This is a genomic window from Deinococcus wulumuqiensis R12 (assembly GCF_011067105.1).
GTDB classification, from domain to species: domain Bacteria; phylum Deinococcota; class Deinococci; order Deinococcales; family Deinococcaceae; genus Deinococcus; species Deinococcus wulumuqiensis.
The window spans coordinates 1,894,493-1,912,105 of the sequence record NZ_CP049357.1 but is presented as its reverse complement, the minus strand read 5'-3'; the positions used below and the strand labels follow the sequence as shown (position 1 = coordinate 1,912,105).

17 protein-coding genes are annotated in these 17,613 nt (G+C 66.2%); 8 read left to right on the top strand and 9 right to left on the bottom strand.

The window, feature by feature from the left end; translation table 11 throughout:
* The first annotated feature begins 24 nt into the window (after positions 1–24).
* Together G6R31_RS09275 and G6R31_RS09270 are read left to right on the top strand one after the other, a co-directional pair.
* The gene (locus G6R31_RS09275; protein ID WP_081608361.1) at positions 25–1,461 is read left to right on the top strand and encodes an IS4 family transposase; all 1,437 of its coding nucleotides are present in this window, start codon (positions 25–27) and stop codon (positions 1,459–1,461) included.
* Between the two features lie 64 nt (positions 1,462–1,525).
* A complete protein-coding gene (locus tag G6R31_RS09270) occupies positions 1,526–2,791 on the top strand; it encodes a M24 family metallopeptidase (protein WP_225983129.1) in 1,266 nt (421 codons plus the stop codon).
* A gap of 72 nt (positions 2,792–2,863) precedes the next feature.
* Here the strand turns inward: G6R31_RS09270 and G6R31_RS09265 are convergent, their stop codons facing one another.
* Complete coding sequence (locus G6R31_RS09265; protein WP_051056486.1) at positions 2,864–5,197, bottom strand: transglycosylase domain-containing protein; 2,334 nt, start codon at positions 5,195–5,197, stop codon at positions 2,864–2,866.
* Positions 5,198–5,496: 299 nt separating this feature from the next.
* Between G6R31_RS09265 and ttcA the strand changes: the two genes are divergently transcribed.
* On the top strand, positions 5,497–6,387 hold the full coding sequence (ttcA, locus tag G6R31_RS09260) for a tRNA 2-thiocytidine(32) synthetase TtcA (RefSeq protein ID WP_017870476.1): 891 nt from the start codon (positions 5,497–5,499) through the stop codon (positions 6,385–6,387).
* Positions 6,388–6,496: 109 nt separating this feature from the next.
* Here the strand turns inward: ttcA and G6R31_RS09255 are convergent, their stop codons facing one another.
* Genes G6R31_RS09255 through G6R31_RS09240 form a run of 4 tightly spaced genes read right to left on the bottom strand, consistent with a single transcriptional unit; the run spans position 6,497 to position 9,446 of the window.
* Complete coding sequence (locus G6R31_RS09255) at positions 6,497–7,018, bottom strand: hypothetical protein (protein ID WP_017870475.1); 522 nt, start codon at positions 7,016–7,018, stop codon at positions 6,497–6,499.
* Between the two features lie 16 nt (positions 7,019–7,034).
* Entirely contained in the window at positions 7,035–8,042 is a 1,008-nt protein-coding gene (locus G6R31_RS09250) for a prohibitin family protein (protein ID WP_025567725.1), read from the bottom strand.
* 36 nt (positions 8,043–8,078) lie between these two features.
* The gene (locus tag G6R31_RS09245) at positions 8,079–8,456 is read right to left on the bottom strand and encodes a YchJ family protein (RefSeq protein ID WP_017870473.1); all 378 of its coding nucleotides are present in this window, start codon (positions 8,454–8,456) and stop codon (positions 8,079–8,081) included.
* A gap of 45 nt (positions 8,457–8,501) precedes the next feature.
* Positions 8,502–9,446, bottom strand: a complete 945-nt coding sequence (locus G6R31_RS09240; RefSeq protein WP_017870472.1) for an SEL1-like repeat protein — start codon at positions 9,444–9,446, stop codon at positions 8,502–8,504.
* An 84-nt stretch (positions 9,447–9,530) separates the two neighbouring features.
* Between G6R31_RS09240 and gltX the strand changes: the two genes are divergently transcribed.
* Positions 9,531–10,952 (top strand): glutamate--tRNA ligase, encoded by a 1,422-nt coding sequence (gene gltX / locus G6R31_RS09235; RefSeq protein ID WP_025567724.1) that lies wholly within the window; start codon positions 9,531–9,533, stop codon positions 10,950–10,952.
* A gap of 78 nt (positions 10,953–11,030) precedes the next feature.
* On the opposite strand, the gene G6R31_RS09230 is transcribed toward gltX, so the two are convergent.
* From G6R31_RS09230 to G6R31_RS09215, 4 genes are all read right to left on the bottom strand, one after another.
* Positions 11,031–11,486 carry a hypothetical protein gene (locus tag G6R31_RS09230; RefSeq protein WP_017870470.1) on the bottom strand — a complete coding sequence of 152 codons (456 nt, stop codon included), beginning with the start codon at positions 11,484–11,486 and terminating at the stop codon, positions 11,031–11,033.
* Positions 11,487–11,775: 289 nt separating this feature from the next.
* Complete coding sequence (locus tag G6R31_RS09225; protein WP_017870469.1) at positions 11,776–12,963, bottom strand: ABC transporter permease; 1,188 nt, start codon at positions 12,961–12,963, stop codon at positions 11,776–11,778.
* A 302-nt stretch (positions 12,964–13,265) separates the two neighbouring features.
* Positions 13,266–13,709 carry a 3D domain-containing protein gene (locus G6R31_RS09220; RefSeq protein WP_017870468.1) on the bottom strand — a complete coding sequence of 148 codons (444 nt, stop codon included), beginning with the start codon at positions 13,707–13,709 and terminating at the stop codon, positions 13,266–13,268.
* A 605-nt stretch (positions 13,710–14,314) separates the two neighbouring features.
* Positions 14,315–15,004: a pyroglutamyl-peptidase I gene (locus G6R31_RS09215; RefSeq protein ID WP_017870467.1), complete on the bottom strand. Its 690-nt coding sequence runs from the start codon at positions 15,002–15,004 to the stop codon at positions 14,315–14,317.
* Between the two features lie 133 nt (positions 15,005–15,137).
* Here G6R31_RS09215 and G6R31_RS09210 point away from each other — a divergent pair, with 133 nt between their 5' ends.
* From G6R31_RS09210 to G6R31_RS09195, 4 genes are all read left to right on the top strand, one after another.
* Positions 15,138–15,926 carry a type 1 glutamine amidotransferase domain-containing protein gene (locus G6R31_RS09210; protein WP_152423609.1) on the top strand — a complete coding sequence of 263 codons (789 nt, stop codon included), beginning with the start codon at positions 15,138–15,140 and terminating at the stop codon, positions 15,924–15,926.
* A complete protein-coding gene (locus G6R31_RS09205) occupies positions 15,923–16,228 on the top strand; it encodes a putative quinol monooxygenase (protein WP_017870465.1) in 306 nt (101 codons plus the stop codon). The genes G6R31_RS09210 and G6R31_RS09205 overlap by 4 nt, the downstream gene beginning before the upstream one ends.
* Before the next feature lie 97 nt (positions 16,229–16,325).
* Complete coding sequence (locus G6R31_RS09200; RefSeq protein ID WP_017870464.1) at positions 16,326–17,165, top strand: DNA-formamidopyrimidine glycosylase; 840 nt, start codon at positions 16,326–16,328, stop codon at positions 17,163–17,165.
* Positions 17,165–17,566: a four helix bundle protein gene (locus G6R31_RS09195; RefSeq protein WP_017870463.1), complete on the top strand. Its 402-nt coding sequence runs from the start codon at positions 17,165–17,167 to the stop codon at positions 17,564–17,566. Before G6R31_RS09200 ends, G6R31_RS09195 begins: the two co-directional genes overlap by 1 nt.
* The last annotated feature ends 47 nt before the right edge of the window (positions 17,567–17,613 follow it).

Below are 17,613 nucleotides of genomic sequence, written 5' to 3'. Positions count from 1 at the left end.
CCCAAATTGAGGCAGTCTATGTAGGTGACGACCTTTCACCCGCTACAGGCAGAGCAATGGGCACTGAAGCACTTTGGTGCTGTGGATCTTGGAGATCGGCGTAGAAATCAACGAGCAGTACGCATTGCGCAGGGGATGGCTTCCCGATCCGGGAAGTCCATCCCCAAGCTTTTTGACCGTAGAGCAGATGTCAAAGCGGCGTATACCTTCATGTCACGCAAGGAGGCAACCCCTGAGCGCCTTCAAACACCTCACCGCAACCATGTACGCGCAGCACTGGGGCAGGCAGGAACCTTCTTGCTGCTTGAAGACAGCAGCGAATTCATCTGGTCACGACATCAGGAGACTCCCGGCCTTGGGCGGACCGGGGATCTCAGATCCCCGGTTCGGCAGGGGTTTACCCTCCACACGACACTTGCTGTGAAATGGCAAAAACCCCATCAGCAAAGTGGGCAACGGCTTCCCGTTCAGGTTCTGGGCATACTCGATCAGGAGTATTACCTCCGGCAACCCGCACCCACAGCGTCAGAGAGCGACGCTGAGCGACGCCAGCGGGAAAACAAGGAAAGTGCGTTGTGGACAAGAGCAACTGAACGCATCGGAAAAGGGCCGGACGACCAAGACGTTCGATGGGTCAGAGTCTGTGACAGAGGGGCAGATATTGAGGTCTTTATGCGTGGCGTCATCGCTCAAGGACAGGGTTTCGTTGTCAGGGCAGCCCAAAACCGGCGGCTTCTTGATCCGAATGCCCGCACACGGGAGTGCATTGGGCATGTCTTTGAGGCAGCCAGGGCTGCCTCGCCGCTTGGAAGTTACACCATAGACCTTCGAGGGAGAAAAGGTCAGAAAGCACGTGCTGCACACGTTGAAGTGAGTGTTGTTCGTGCGTACCTTTGGCCGACACCAATGGCGGGTGGTCAAGGTAAACCTCGTCAGGAAGGGATACGGGTCAGCATTGTTCGTGTGGCAGAAAAGCCTTCGGATGACGTGAAAGAACCGTTGGAATGGATGCTGCTCACGGATGCCGACATTGAGACCTTTGAGGAAGCGCACGAAGTGGCGCTTCAGTACCAGGCCCGTTGGCTGGTGGAAGAGTTTCATAAAGGGTTGAAGACGGGCCTGGGAGCAGAGCGGCTCCAGTTGGAAGCGGGTCAGCGTCTCAAAGCCATGATTTCGATGATGAGTGTGGTGGCCACAAGGTTACTCGCGCTACGCGAGGATTCACGAGAACGCCCAAATGATCCAGCTCAGAGCGCTGGGTTGAGTGCCGTCGAACTTCAGGTGCTGAGCAAGGTTTTGAAACGGCAACTGAAGACTGTGCAGGACGTCATTTTGGCATTGGGAAGGTTGGGAGGACATATGAACCGAAAAAGCGATGGCCTGCCAGGGTGGCAGGCCTTGTGGGAGGGAATGAATATGCTTCAGGTCTATGTCGAGGGGTATAAGTTAGCTCGCACCTAATTTGGGGAATGACAAGTTCCCACACCGGGAGGGGGTTTTTGCCGTCTCCGTTATGCTGCTGGGCATGTCCAACCCAGCCACAGCCAACCCCATTCCTGCCATGCAAGCCGCCCTCGCGCAGACCGACCTGGGCGGCTGGCTGGTCTATGACTTTCAGGGCCTCAACCCCCACGCCCGCCGGGTGCTGGGCATTCCCGAAGGCGTGTTTTTGACCCGGCGCTTTTTCGTGTGGGTGCCGCGTGAGGGGCAGGCGGTCGTGCTGCACAACCACATCGAGGGCGGCAACTGGGGGCGGGTCACGCGGGACTGGGGCGCGAGGCTGCGGCCTTTCGGGTCACACGCCGAACTCGACGCCGCCCTGCGGGACGTGGTGGCGGGGCAGTCGCTGGCGATGGAATACAGCCCGGACGGAGCGGTGCCCTATGTCAGCCGGGTGGACGCTGGAACCGTAGAACGGGTGCGCCGCGCCGGGGCCGCCCACATCGCCAGCAGCGCCGACCTGCTCCAAGCCTTCCTGGTCTGGATGCCCGACGACCTCGCCGCGCACCGCCGGGCCGCCGCCGTGCTGATGGAAGCCAAGGACGCCGCCTTCCACCTCATCCACGAGCGACTTCAGGCGGGCCAGCCTGTGACCGAATGGGAAGTGCAGCAGCTCATCATGGAGCGCATTCACGCGGCGGGGATGCAGGCGGGGCACGACGTGAACGTGAGTTTCGGGGTCAACGCCGCCGACAGCCACTACGAACCGAGCGCCGAGCGCAGCGCGACGCTGGAGCCGGGGCAGTGCGTCCTGATTGACCTGTGGGCGCAGGAACCGGGCCGCCCCTTTGCCGACGTGACCTGGGTGGGCCACGCGGGCGAACCTTCGGCGGAATATCTGGACGCCTGGGCCGCCGTGCGTGCGGCACGCGACGCGGCAGTGGGACTGTTGCAAAGTCGCGTGCAGGCCGAGGGCTACGGGCGCTTGCAAGGCTGGGAACTCGACCGCGCCGCCCGTGACGCGATGGGGGAGACGTGGAGCCAGTTTTTCCTGCACCGCACCGGACACGACCTGGGCGTGCAGATTCACGGGGCGGGGGCCAACCTCGACGACTATGAAACCCGCGACACCCGCACCCTCACGCCGGGCCTCGCCGTCACCGTCGAACCCGGCACCTATCCCGCTGCTCCTTTTTCTGCGGGTCGGGGGGGCTTCGGCATCCGCTCGGAGGTGGACGTGTACCTCGCGCCGGGTGGCCCCGAAGTCACCACCCACGTGCAGCAGTTTCCCTTCGTGCTGGGCGTGGGCGACTGGGCAACGGTGCGGGCGCGGGGCTACGGCGAAGGGTAAAGAGGGAGAGGGCAGAGGATAGAGAGGAGAGGGTTTTGTCCTTTCCTCTCTATCCTCTGCCCTGTGCGCGCCCTACTGCCGGGGCGGCAGCGTCAGCTCGGGGGGAAGCCAGGGGTTCGTCTCCGGCTGAGCCGGGTCGCTGGGGGCCGGTTCAGCCGGGGCCGCGTCATCCGGTTGCACGTCGGTCGGGAACGCGTCCGTCGGCAAGGCGGGGTCAGTGGGCAGGTCGCCGGGCAGCGTTTCGGTGGGTGGTATTTCGCTCGGTGGCGGGTCGCTGGGAACGGGTTCGCTCGGCAGCGGCTCGGCGGGGTCGGGTTCACTGGAACTCGGCTCAGGCGTGCTGGGCACAGTCCAGGGCAGGGTCGTGTCCGGGGAAGTCGGAGCGGCCTGTTCAGTCTGTGCGGGCGGTGGCAGGGCGGGCTCAGGTGTGGGTTCGGCTTCCGGCTCGGCCTCCCGCTTGCTGCCGTCGTGACCCACTGGGGCTTGGTCGGCTTCCTCGGTGCGGAAGGCCATGTTCAGGCGGTAGTAGGTCCGGTACACGATGCCCTCGGGCGGCACGAAGGTCGCCGCCTCGCGCCCCGCCAGAGCGCCCGCCGTCGCCTGCTGCCAGACCGGGGTGGGAATGTCGCCGCTGTAGGCCCAGTTCGGCATGGCCCCGCCTTCCTGCTTGCCGACCCAGACCGCGCCGCTGGTGAGAGGTGTGACCCCCGCGAACCACAAGTCCTTGATGTCGTTGGTGGTGCCGGTCTTGCCGCCCACCTGCCAGCCCTCGATTCTGGCTTTGGTCGCCAGGCCGCCCTGGTAGGCGCTCAGGTCGTTGACCACACCGCGAATCATGTCCAGGCCCAGCCACGCCACCCGCTTGTCCCACACCCGTTTGCCCACCGGGTCGGGGCGCTGGTAAAGCACTTCCCCCTGGGCCGACTCGACCCGGCGCACTGTGCTGGGCGCGTAGTACAGGCCGCCGTTGGCGAAGGGCGCGTAGGCCGCCGCCAGTTGCAGCGGGCTGGCCTCCAGCGTGCCGATGCTCAGGCTCAGGCCGCCGTCCCTGGGCGGGGTCAGGCCCAGGTCGCGCAGTTTGGCCTCGAAGGTCGGAATGCCGATTTCCTGCGCCATCCGCACGGTGGGCAGGTTCAGGCTGTGGTTCAGGGCGTAGCGCATGGAAACGTACACGCCCGTCCAGGTGCCGGAGTAGTTCTTGGGCTGGTAGTCGCCCGAAATCGGTGAATCCAGAATGGTGTCGCTCTGTTTCCAGCCCTTTTCCAGCGCCAGGGTGTACAGCAGCGGCTTGATGGAACTGCCGACCTGACGGCGGCTCTGGGTGGCGTTGTTCCACTCGTTGGGCCGCCCGCCGGTCAGTTTCTGGCCGACCAGCGCCAGCGCCTCACCGTTCTGCGGGTTGACCAGCGCGATGCCCAGCGTGGCCCCGTCGGGCAACTGGGCGTTGCGGCTGGCCTGCTCGGCGGCCCGCTGCGCCTGAAGGTCCATGCCGGTAAAGATTTTCGCGCCGCCGTAGAGCGTGCCCCGGTCCACCTTGCCCGCCAGTTCGCGCTCGACTTCCTGGAGGTAGTAGAGCGAACGGTACTGCTCCCCCTGCGGCGTCATGCTCGCCAGATTTTCCGCGAGGCGCGAGGGCCGCTCCAGCACGGCGGTCCGCACGGTGCCGTCGGGATTCCAGCCGATGCGCCAGCCCGCCGGATAGATGGGCGTGATCCAGGCCTGTTCGGCCTGCTGCTTGGTGATCTGCCCGTCCTCGACCATGCGCGTCAGCACCGAGCGCATCAGGGGGCGGTAGGCCTTGAAGTCCTTGTAGCGGCGGTTGGGGGCCGGAATGATGGTCGCCAGATACACGCTCTCGGCGAGGTTGAGTTCCCAGGCTTCCTTCTTGAAATAGGCCCGCGCCGCGCCGCCCGCGCCGATGATGTCCTGCGGCCCGCCGTCGCCCCAGTAGATGACGTTGAGGTAGGCGTTCAGAATCTGGTCCTTGTTGAAGCGCTTGTCCACCTGATAGGCCAGCACCGCTTCCTTGAACTTGCGCTCGGCGGTGCGTGCGCCTCCCAGGTCGCGCAGCAGGGTGTTCTTGACGACCTGCTGGGTAATCGAACTGCCGCCTTCGAGGTCGTTGCGTAGCAGCCCCTTGAGCAGCCCGCGTGCCACGCCGATGGGGTCCACGCCGCTGTGCTGATAGAAGCGGCGGTCTTCGCTGGCGACCACGGCCTTTTGCAACCACGAACTGATTTGCTTGGGGCCGAGCAGTTCGCGGTTGACGTTGGTGCCGCTCGCCAGACTGGGCGAGAGCGTGCCGATCAGTTCGCCCCGGCGGTCGAAGACGCGGGTCTGTCCACTGAAATTAATCACGTCCAGGTCGGAAACTTTGGGGAGGTCGCGGCCCCATAGCAGCCACATGCCGCCGAACACCAGTCCAATGGTCAGCAGCACGCCCAGAATGAGGGTGGGCAGGCAGCCGCAGCCCCGCGCCTGTCCCGAAGTGGGTGCCGGAGACGGCGGGACAGGCACAGGAGTGGGCGTGGGGGCCGGGGGTTGGCCCTGGGGCGAGCGCGTCATACGCCCACAGCATAGACGCCCATTCTGAAAGTCGCGTCAACCCTTTGGCGGAGACCACCCATCGGGCGGGAACGGCACGGGCGAGCCGCACCCTTGCTAGCATGTGCCCCACTGCCCGCGCTGGCGCGGAGGCCCAACCTATGACCCTGAATCCGAATACCCTGACCCCACCCGACCTTTCCCGCCTGTTCGCCCCCATCGTGCGCGGCGCAGGGCAGGCCATCGGGGACTACCGCATGATCGAGCAGGGGGACCGGGTCATGGTCTGCCTGTCGGGGGGCAAGGACAGTTACACCCTGCTGGACGTGCTGCTGCACCTGCAAAAAAAGGCTCCCATCGACTTTGAAGTGGTGGCGGTCAACCTCGACCAGGGACAGCCCGGTTTCCCGAAGGACGTGCTGCCGCGCTACCTGCAAGGGCTCGGCGTGCGCCACGACATCCTGACCGAAGACACCTACAGCGTGGTCAAGGAAAAGACGCCCGAAGGCAAGACCACTTGTAGCCTGTGCAGTCGCCTGCGCCGGGGCATCCTGTACGCCCACGCCCGGCAAATCGGCGCGACCAAAATCGCGCTGGGTCACCACCGCGAAGACATCCTCGAAACGCTGTTCATGAACCTGTTTTTCGGGGCGCGGCTCAAGGCCATGCCGCCCAAGTTGCAGTCGGACGACGGCACGAACGTGGTGATTCGCCCGCTCGCCTACGTCGCCGAGGCCGACATCATCCGCTACGCGCAGGCCCGCGCCTTTCCCATCATTCCCTGCAACCTGTGCGGCTCCCAGCCCAACCTGCAACGCAAGGTCGTGGGCGAGATGCTGGCGGGCTGGGAGCGCGAGCATCCGGGGCGGCTGCAAAATATCCTCCGCAGCCTGACCCGCGTGACGCCGAGCCACCTGCTCGACCGCGACCTGTACGACTTCGCGTCCCTGAGCGTGACCCCGGCGGAAGGCGACACCGGCTTCGACGCCGAAAGCTACCCCGAGCGCGAGTTCATGGCGGGCCTGAGCGAGCTGAGTCTGCTGCCGCAGTAATGCTCAGCACGGCGCCCCCCGGCTGGAAGCCCTGAGCCAGCCCCGCTGCGGAGGTAAACCAGAAAGCGGGCCGGGCGGACAGTTCATCCGGCCCGGCCCGTTTCTCTGGCTACCCCCTGACGCGCCACTCCTCTGTCCCGGCCCCGAAGCGTTCGCGTAGAAAGCGGCCCTGGGTGAGCAGGCGGTCGGCGGCGGCGTGGTCACGGCGCAGGGCTTCGTGTACGCCGTTTTCCATCAGGGTGAGCTGTTCGTCGAGCAGTTGCTCGGGGCTTTGGCCCTGGGCGGTGAGCTGCCGCCGGGCGCCTTCGGTCAGGTGCAGGTAGGCCCGCACCGTGTCGGGCAGGTAGCTCTGGCGCGTCTGGGCGAGCAGGTAACGGGTGCGGGTGTCGGCGCTGCTCGTCTCGCTCAGGCCGTCGTGGACGAGGCACAGCAGCGCCCACGCGCGGCGCCGGGCCGGTTCGGGCAATTCGAGCAGCAGGGTCGCCGGGGCCGCTTCCTGCTCGGGCACCGGGTCGGGCAGTGCCGGAAAGGTCGCCCCGGGGGGCAACTCCTGACGCCGCGCCTGATGGTCGCGGTAGGTGACGAACCCGATGACCCCGAACACGACCAACAGAATCAGGAGTGCGGCCATGACGTCATCCTACCGTTCAGGGCTTGGCCGCGCCGTTGCCCGCGCTGGTGCCGGTCTGACCACTCGTCCCCCCTCTCCCCGGGGTCACGCCCAGGTCTTGCAGGTTGAGCAGGAAGTTGCCGTCCGTCGGCAGCATCACGGTCTGGATGCCGGGCGAGAGCTTTTCGGCCACCGTGAGCTGAATCAGTTGCGGGTTCTCGCGCAGGGCCCGCCCGCGCAGCGACAGCGCCTCGGCCTCGCCCCTGGCCGTCGCCACCGCCGCCTTCGCCTTGCCTTCCGCTTCGACCACCGCCTGCTGCGCCGAAATCTGGGCCTGCTGGAGCCGGTTTTTCTGCACCGACACCTGCTGCTCGGCGGTCTGCTTTTCCTCGATGGCCTTGGCGACCGATTCGGGAATCTTGAGTTCGCGCAGCAGCACCGAGTCGAGGATGAGGTGGTTGCGGCTGAATTCCTCGCGCAGGGCGCGGGTCACGCTCGCCTCCACCTGCTTGCGCTGGGTCGAAATCAGCTCGGCGGCGCCAAATTGTCCGATGGCGTCGCGCACCTTGCTTCTGACCTGGGGCCGAATGAGCGTGCGCTGGTAGTCGCGCCCGAGTTCCTTGTGCAGGATGGCCGCCTTGCTCCGGTCGATGCGAAACTGCACCGTCACGTCCGCCGTGATGTTCAGCCCCTCCTGACTGCGGGCGTTGATGGCCCCCTCGTCGCCGTCCTGCACGCCGTTTGCCAGGGTCACTTCCTGCAAGCGGGCGTCGTAGAGGTTGAGTTGCTGCAACCCCGGCACCACGAAATGCACCCCTTCTTGCAGGGTGGACAGCCCGCCGCTGAGCTTGTTGAAGGCCACCCCCACGTACCCCGCCGGCACCACGCGCACGCTCTGAAAGAGCAGCACGGCGGCCAGCGCCAGCCCGCCGAGCAGCAGGGCGCGGTTGGGGGCCAGACCGGGGGCGGGGGGCCGGGGGCGCTTGCTGCGGGCCTGCGGCGGCGTCACGTCACGAGGTGTCACGTTCTCAGGCGTCTGGGTCATGCCTCCAGTACGCGGCTGGGAGGGAAAAAGTTGCGGCTACTCGGCGGCGTCGAGGTACACCCAGCGTCCGTCCCACTGCACGAAGCGGCTGCGTTCGCGCATCCGGTGGGCTTGCCCGCCTGGGCCTTTCATGCTCGCCGTGAATTCCACCTCGCTCTCCTCCGCGCGGTGAATCCGCAGGCCGGTGTACTTCACCCCGTCGTTCAGGTCCAGATCACTGGGCACGGTGTCCGGGTGCCACGTCCGGCGCACGTAGTCGCTGTCGGCCAGCGCGTAGGCGGCGTAGCGCGAGCGCATGAGAAGCTCGGGGGTCGGCGCGTCCCGCTCGCCGGTATGAAACGGCTGGCAGCAGGCGGCGTAGCTGCGCCCACTGCCGCAGGGGCAGGGCTTGAAGGGAGGATGAGGCTGGGGCATAGGTGGATGCTAGCGGGGCCGGAGCCAGTGTTCAGGCGCCGGGGGTCAGACGCGGCAGCCCACCCGCCACAGCAGGTAGGTCCTGTACGCGGCGGGGTCGAACACGTCCTGATGGTCGGCACGGGTGATTTTCTTTTCGCATTCCAGGCCCATCAGGAGGTGCAGGGCATTGGTGGCTTCGTCGTGGTCGCCGCTGAGTTGTCGCTCGTGCAGCCGCCGTTTGAGAAACCAGACCGCCGTCTGGGGCTGCGCGGGAAAGTGGGGGTGGTCCTCGACCAGCACGAGCGCCATCTGCACCCACATGGCCGAGTTGTCGGTGCGCCGCGCCATCTCCAGCGCCCTGGGATAGTCGTGCGAATCGAGGTAAATCCCCATCAGCCAGTCCAGCGCCGTGCCAGCGTCCGGGTCGAGTTTGAGCACTTCTTCCAGAGAGGCGCGGGTCTGCCCGGCACTCGCCTGGAATCCGGGCAGGCGGGGGTCTTCGCGCCCGGGGTCGGTCTGCCGCGCCATCTCCAGCGCGACTTCTGCGCGCAGGTTGCCGCCCGAATGTGCGTAGGCACGCCGCAGATACCGGGCTGCCCGTTCGGGGTTTTTCGGTTGCCCCAGCAGGCTGTACGTGTAGACGTTGAACAGCAGCAGTTCCGCCGTGGCGAACTTGCGGTCGGCGGCCTTCGCGTACCACTTCAGGGCGACTTGGGCGTCCTGCGGGGTGCCCTGGCCCGTCGTGAACAGGTCGTAGGTGCGGGCGTACATGAACTGCGCCAGCGGGTCGCCCGCCTGCGCCCGCCCTGCGAGCCGCTCGCGCCATTCAGGAAGGCGCCGCACGTCCACCTGGCCCAGGCCCACGTCCATGACCCGAGCGAACGCCTGCGCCTCGGCCAGCGTGACCTGGGTGGTCAGTGGATACTGCGCCGCCTGTCCCGGCAGCGGAAACCCGGCCTGCGCCGAGGCCCCTCCAGTCAGGCAGAGCGCCAGCAGCAGCCGTTTCATGGCAGCAGGATAAGGCCACGCGGGGGGAACGCGCACCGGCCCCTCACCCGGCGGCGAGCGCCCGGCAGCCGTATGCTGTTTCCCATGTCTGTCGTCACCCGCATTGCCCCCAGTCCCACCGGCGACCCCCACGTCGGCACCGCTTATATCGGCCTGTTCAACCACACGCTCGCCCAGCAGAGTGGCGGGCGCTTCATCCTGCGCATCGAGGACACCGACCGCAACCGCTACGTGCCCGACAGTGAAAAACGCATTTTCCAGATGATGGCGTGGCTGGGCCTGACCCCCGACGAAAGCCCGCTGCAAGGCGGCCCCAACGGGCCTTACCGCCAGTCCGAGCGCTTTTCACTCTACGGCGACTATGCCCGGCAACTCGTGGCGTCCGGCCACGCCTACTACGCCTTCGAAACGTCCGACGAACTCGCCGCCCTGCGCGAGCAGGCGCAGCAGGAGGGCCACGTCATCGCCATTCCCAGCCGTGATCTGGACCCGGCGCAGGCACAGGCGCGGGTGGACGCGGGCGAGGCGGCCGTCATTCGCCTCAAGGTGGACCGGGACGGGGAAACGGTGGTGAACGACCTGCTGCGCGACCCCATCCACTTCGCCAACACGGAAATAGACGACAAGGTGCTGCTCAAGGCCGACGGGTTCCCCACCTACCACCTCGCCAACGTGGTGGACGACCACCTGATGGAAGTGACCCACGTGGTCCGCGCCGAGGAGTGGATCACGTCCACGCCCATTCACGTGCTGCTCTATCGCGCCTTCGGCTGGGCAGAACCCGTGTTCGCGCACATGCCCCTGCTGCGCAACGCCGACAAGTCCAAGATTTCCAAGCGCAAGAACCCCACCAGCGTGGAGTGGTACCAGCAGCAGGGCTACCTGCCCGAAGCGATGCTCAACTTTCTGGCGACGATGGGCTGGACGCACCCGGAGGGTCAGGAACTCTTCGACCTGGCCGAGTTTCAGCGGGTGTTCCGGCTGGAGGACGTGACGCTGGGCGGCCCGGTGTTCGACCTCGCCAAGCTGCGCTGGTACAACGGCAAGTACCTGCGCGAGGTGCTGAGCGAAGACGAAGTGGCCCGCAGGCTGCACGCTTTCCTGGCGCAGAACAAGGTGGACTTGCCCCTCGACGACTCTTTCCGCGCCGTCACCCGCCTGATGACCCCGCGCATCGACGTGTTTGCCGACTTCATGGACAAGACCGCCTACTTCTGGTCGGACGACTACCCCACCGACGAAAAGGCCCAGAAAGCCATCGACGCGGGCAAGGAATTGCTGCCCGACCTCGCCGCGAAGCTCAAGAACCTGCCGGTGTGGGAAGCGGCGAGCATCAAGCAGATGTTCCACGACTACGCCGAAGAAAAGGGCCTGAAAATGGGCAAGGTGATGCCCCCGGTCCGCGCCGCCGTCGCCGGAACGATGGAAAGCCCCGACCTGCCCGAGATGCTCGAAGCCCTGGGCCGCGAGCGCGTGGCGGCGCGGGTGGAAAAAGCTGCTCGCTGAGGAGGGGAGAGGGTGAAGGGTGGAGAGTCGAGGGAAAAAACCCTTTTCTCTCCACCCTCCTCCCTTCCCCCTCCCCCCTCAGCGAAGCTGCGCCGTGCAGCTCCCGAACTCGCTGCCCGAGAGGAACAGGCGGCCCGACAGACGGGTGGCGTTGGGCGTGGCGTTGTCGATGCGGCAGTTGAAATCGGTGCCGTTTTCGGACCAGTAGAAGTCCAGGCGCTGCGAGAGGCGGCTATAGGACACGGCGGGAAACAGGGTCGCGCCGGCTTCGGCCCGGCCCCGCTGCGCGGCGAGCAGTCCGGCAGGACCCAGGTTGCTGTAGATGCCGGGGGCCGCTTCGAGCACCTCGGCCAGTCGGAAGGTCATGCGCGAGCCGACGGCGAGGCTGCCGCCCTCCACCTCCCAGGTCTGTCCGGCCAGCAGCGGGGCCGAGGGCGCCGGGGCCGGGGTCTGGTTGCGCCCCAGCGCGTCGAGGGTGGGGGCGCACGAGGGCAGCAGCGCGGCGCAGGCGAGCAGGGGCAGCAGTTTGTTCATGCCCTGAACTGTAGCCCAGCCCGCTTGAGGCCGGGTGAATGGCGAGCGGAGGGGGAAGGGAGGAGGGCAGAGGGTGGAGAGTCGAGGAAAAAACCCTTTTCTCTCCACCCTCTCCCCTCCACCTTCTCCCCACTCATACGGATTCCGATTGAATCTGGTCGTTTCAGATTCAATCCGACTTGCAAAGCTGCGCAGCAGAGCGGATGCGAGTAGGAAAAAATACGGATTCCGCGATATGGATGCACAGGCGGCGCTTTCCCGACTGTGCAGGAATTAAGCGGAATCCGTATCAGCGCAAAATCCGCGCCGGTTCCACGCCTGCCGCCCGCCGCGCCGGAATCAGGGATGCGAGCAGCGTGGTGCCCAGGCCCACCAGATTCACCCATAGCAGGTCCTGCCAGCGCACCTGCACCGGCAACGCGGTGATGAAGTACAGGTCGCCCGGCAGCTGAAAAGGCCGCACCGTGAAGTACGCCGCGATGCCCAGCCCCAGCAGGTTGCCGAGCAGCAGCCCCGCCAGCCCCAGTACCATGCCCTCGATGACGAAGGTGCGGACGATCACGCTCCGGGTCGCGCCGATGGCCCGCAGGATGGCGATTTCCTGCGTCTTTTCGAACACGGCGAGGGTCAGCACGTTGGCGATGCCGAATGCCGCCACGATCACGATCAGGAACACCACGAAGGCGATGACGCGCTTTTGCAGCGCGAGCTGGTCGAGCAGCGTGCCGTAGATGTCCTGCCAGGGCAGCGCCGAGTACGGCTGGGTGCGTGTCAGGTCGAGTCCGGCGGCGCGGGCCTGTTCCGGGTCACGCAGCCGGAGCTGGTAGCCGGTGACGTTGCCGGTCTGCTGCAACGCCTGCAACGTGCCCAGACTGGTAAAGGCGTAGGCCGAGTCGATCAGGTAATTGCCGGTGGTAAAGACGCCCGCCACCTTCAGTTCGGTGCGCCGCTGCTGCGAGTTGAGCAGCCGCACCGTGTCCCCGGTAAACGCACCCACCGAGCGGGCGAGGGCCGCGCCGAGAAGCACCTGTCCCGGCCCCAGCGCGGCCAGCGTGCGGCTTTGCTCGGGCGGCAGCTCCAGCACCTGCGCGGCGGCGGGCGTGACCCCGAACAGCGTGGCGAAGTCCACCCCGGCGTCCCGGCCCTGCTCGGCGGGCCGCGTGAGCAGCCCCTTGTCGGCCAGAAAGGGCGTGAACGCCTCCACCCGCCTGTCGGCACGAATCAGCCGCTCGAGTTCGGGGCTGACAGGCCGGGCAGCAAACGAGTTGAGGCTCAGGTGGGGACTGGCCCGCAGGGTGGCGTTCACCAGCGCCCCGGAAAAGCCGTTGGTCAGGCTCAGCGCCGCGATCAGGACCATCACGCCCACCGCGATGCCCAGCACCGTCAGCAGGTTCTGCGTGCGCCGCCGGGCGAGGTGGGCGCGGGCCAGCAGCCAGGAGAAGGCGGCGGGGCGGGGGGAGGGCGTTGAAGCGGACATGCAGGGCCGAGGCTAGCGCAGCCGGGCACCGGGCAAAGCGACAGCGGCAAAAAGGGCCCCGGCCCGCGCAGCTTCGGGAGCTGTGCCGGGCCGGGTGACGGTCATGCGGGTTTGAGCCAGGTGTCCTGATACGGATTTCGCGATATGGATGCACAGGCGGTGTAGTTCCGACTGTGCAGGAACTTAGCGAAATCCGTATCTTTTCCTACTCCTTTCAGTCGGATTGAATCCAGAAATCTGCTGGATTCAATCGGAATCCGTATGACTCTATTTGGTCAAACTCCAGCGGAGAGAAGAGCTGTTCAGCGCAGCGCGGTCACGCGCACGGTGCTGGTGCCGAAGTTGATGGCTTCGCGGTAGGTGGGCATCCAGATGTCCACCTGGTTGGTCTTGCGGGCGTGCATGGTGTCCTCGACGATAAACACGCGGCCCGAGAAGTTGTACCGGCCCGAGAGGTCCTGAATGCTTACGCGGGTGCCGTAGGGAAAGAGCTTGAGCATGTCGCGCGACATGGCGATCACGCCGGGGCGGGTGCGGGTGCCGGTGGCGGTGATGTGCGGGGTGGAGTCGGTCTGGTTGGGCAGGCTGTTGTACGCCGTCGCCTTGAGCACCGCGCTGCGGCCCGCCACGCGCGAAGCGCCGAACAGGTCCCCGGACGTGGCCTGCGCGGAAGCGGGGGAAAGGGCCATCACGCTCAGCAGCCCCAGGGCGGCGACAGACAGCACGGACTTGAGTGGGTACGACATCGGTTCTCCTCTGGGGCTTGCCTCGGCAACGGCCCCGGCCAAACGGCCTTGGTTCTCTTGATGGCAGGGGTTCTCTTGATTGCAGCTTGTCTTGCTGGCCTGATGCTCGTGGTTCAGTAACTCGTGGTTCAAATTCTCCAGGCAGATGTCACGGTCCAGGGGGTCCTGGCGCGGCATCCGGCCCTGTTCCGCCTCTCCGCACCGGGTGCGGGTATTCCGCGTCCGGCGCTTGCCTTTCCGGGGCGACAGGCAGAACCGGGCAGAGAACTGCACCAGATGAGCGTAGAGACTGCAAATAAGTGATTTCTGAGAGAAATACTTTTCCGACACATGTTCGGCAGCTTGCCCTCCCCCCGGCTTCTCAGACTTGTCAAGAAAGTGCGATGGCTGCCTGCTTCGCCAGATGAGGAAGACGACAAGCGGGGTGCCTCCTTCCTCATCTGGACAGCGGTCAGCAGGCCCGGTTTCGGGGGTCAAATGTAGGCGGAGTGGGAGTAGAAAAGTAACGCTGGTTGCAGCTTCGGCCCCTTCGGGGGTCCTGTCCCCGTCCGTGCCCGCAGCGGTGGGGGGGCCATCAGCTTCCCGTCAGTCCCGGATATGAAAAATCACATCTTTCCCATCTGCTCCTGGGCCGGCTCACTTGGGGCAGGCTCATTCTGGAACGCCGTTCTCTCTGCAATCGTTTCCGCCGCCACCCGCACCGCCCGCGTGATTTCGCTCTGCGGCAGGTAGGGCAGGGGCGGGCGGTCAGTCGGGACCGAGAGGGCGACCGCCGCGTTGGCCGGAACGTGCAGAAAGCCGCAGGGCACCGCGCCGCGTCCCTGCTCGTTCAGCCAGTGCAGCGCGTGGTAAAGCACGAAGTTGCACACGTACAGCCCCGCCGAGTTGGAAATGTCCCCCGGAATCTCTGCCCCGCGCCACGCCGCCAGAACCGCCCGCAGCGGCAACGTGGCGAGGTGGGCAGCGGGTGCGTCCGCCCGAATCGGCTGGTCCTGATAGGTCTGCCCGGCGTTGTCGGGAATGCGGAAATCCATGACCCCGACGGCCACCCGCTCCAGGGTCACGTGGGGCCGCCCCGCCGCGAGGCCGGTGAGCAGCACCGCGTCCGGCGCCCGCTCGCCCAGCAGCCGGGTCAGGGTCGCCCCCGCCGCGTGGGGTTCCACCGGCAGCAGTTCCGAGTGAACGTGCCAGCCGCCCGGCAGCTCGGTCCCGTGCAGTTCCCGCGCCGCGTGGGCACTGGGGTTGTCGGGGTGGGTGTGAAACGGCTCGAAACCGGTCAGCAGCAGGGTGGGCATGGCTGAAGATAGGCGAAGGGGCCGCAGCGCAGCCACACGCACCATCCACACGCCAACCGGACCGGGCGTCACTTTATTTTTCACAGTGCTTTGGTTTCACTCGCCGGGAAGGGGGATGGCCTATGCTCTGCCCATGACGACTTCCACTTCTTCTTCCCGGCGCATCCTCGTGGTGATGTCCAGCGCCCAGCAGCTTGCGCTTCAGGGCCACGAGACGCACAACACCGGCTACTTTCTCAACGAGTTCGGCGTGCCCGCAAAGCGCCTGACCGACGCCGGGTACGAACTGGTGATCGCCACTCCACGCGGCAACGTGCCCGCGATGGACCAGAGCAGCGACCACGCCATGTTCTTCAAGAACAAGGAAGAACACGAAGAAATCAAGGCGTTTGTCGGCGACCTGCTCAGCCACGCGAGCATTCAGACCACTGAAGCTGTCGCCGCTGAGGGCACCCAGGGCTACGCCGCGCTGTTCCTGCCCGGCGGTCACGCCCCCATGACCGACCTGATGGTGGACCCCGGGCTGGGCGACATCCTGCGGCAGTTCCACGCCGCTGCCAAACCCACCGCGCTGATTTGCCACGCGCCCACCGCGCTGCTCGCGGCGCAGGCCGACCCCGTCGCCTTCCAGAAGGGTATGGAAGCGGGCGAGCAGCCCAGCGCACAGGACTTCACCTACCAGGGCTACCGCGTGACCGTGTACTCCAACGCGGAGGAGGAGGCCACCGAAAAGACCTTCGAGGCCCCGATGCTCTACTACCCCGCCAACGCACTCGCCCAGGGGGGGGCCGATGTCCACAACGGTGAAGCGATGAAGCCCAATGTGGTCCGTGACCGCGAACTGCTCACCGGCCAGAACCCCTTCAGCGACGAGCCGTTCGTCGGGGAGCTGCTGGACATGCTGGGCGGGGCCAGGGCATGAGTCCGGTCAGCGTTCACGCGGTCCTGACCCCTAAGCCCGAGCACCTGGCCGAGGTCGAGGCCGAACTGCGCGTGATGGCCCGCGCCTCCCGCCAGGAGGAAGGCAACCTGCGCTACGACCTGACCCGCGAGCGCACGGAGAGCGGCGTGCGGCTGCATATCAGCGAGCGTTACCGCGACGAGGCTGCGGTGCAGGCCCACCGCGACTCCGCCCACTATCAGGCCTACCGCGCCAAAGCTGCCGGTTGGCTGGCCGAGCCGCCGCAGGTCAGTGTGATGGAAGAAGTGGACGTGGCCGGGTAAAGCAGCGCTGCGAGGCACAGGCCGCTCCCCGTGTGGGGGCGGTTTTTTCATGCCCTGGACTGCGGTGTTCTGCCCAGCTTTGGCCTATGCTCGCGCCATGCCCGAACTGCCGGAAGTGGAAACGACCCGCCGCAAAATCGAGCCGCTGCTGCGCGGCAAGGTCATCGAGCGGCTGGCCCACGACGCCCCGCACAAATACCCGAACACCCACCTCGCGCACGGCAAGCGGGTGCGTGCCCTGACCCGCCGGGGCAAATACCTGCTGCTGCACCTCGCGGCGGCGGACGCGGCGGAGACGCAGCCGCACGACCTCGAACTCATCGTCCACCTCGGCATGACGGGCGGTTTCCGGCTGGAAGAGGGGCCGCATACCCGCGTCACCTTCGAACTCGAAGGCGGCGAGCGGCTGTACTTCAACGACCCCCGGCGCTTCGGCAAGGTGGCGGCGGTGTCGCCCGGCGAGTACGCCTCCATGCCCACCCTCGCGGCGATGGGGCCGGAGCCGCTTTCGGACGACTTCACCGAGGCCGAGTTCGTGCAGGCGGCGGCGGGGTGCGGCGCGGTCAAGGTCTGGCTGCTCTCGCAAAAGCCCGTGAGCGGCGTGGGCAACATCTACGCCGACGAGAGTTTGTGGCTGTCCAAAATCCATCCCGCGCAGACGAAATTGACTGCCGACGAAGCGTCCCGGCTCTATCACGCGGTGCGCGAAGTGATGCACGAGGCGGTCGAGCGGGGCGGCAGTTCGCTCGGCAACGGCGTCGGCAACTACCGCCAGCACGACGGGGAGGGCGGCGGCTACCAGACCCGGCACCACGCCTACGGCAAGACCGGGCAGCCGTGCGAACGCTGCGGCACCCCCATCGAGAAAATCGTGCTGGGGCAGCGGGGGACGCATTTTTGCCCTGCTTGTCAGCAGGTGAGAAAGGCGGATAGCTGATGGCAGATGGCGAGGGCTGGGCCTCGGCTCTTAGTGAAGGGGGATTTTTCGGCTTTGAGCGGCTGGAGGTGTATCGCCTGTCCGTACGACTGGCTAAGGAGGTCTACTCGCTGACCCGCCGCCTTCCCGCAGACGAGCGCTTCGGGCTGACCAATCAATTGCGCCGGGCCGCCACCTCAGTCACCCTCAACATCGCTGAAGGGCGGGGCCGAGGGACGGACCGTGACTTTGCGCGGTTTCTGATGCAGGCGCGGGGGTCGTTGTACGAAGTGGTCAGCGCTCTTCACCTCACCGCAGAACTGGATTACCTGCCTGCCCAGGATTGTAAGGAGGCGGTCACACTGGCTCAGACGCTCGCATCCAAATTGACCGCTTTCGCGCAAAAATTGAACCCATCATGAGCCATCTGCTTTTTGCTATCTGCCATCCGCCATCGGCTCTCTGCTCT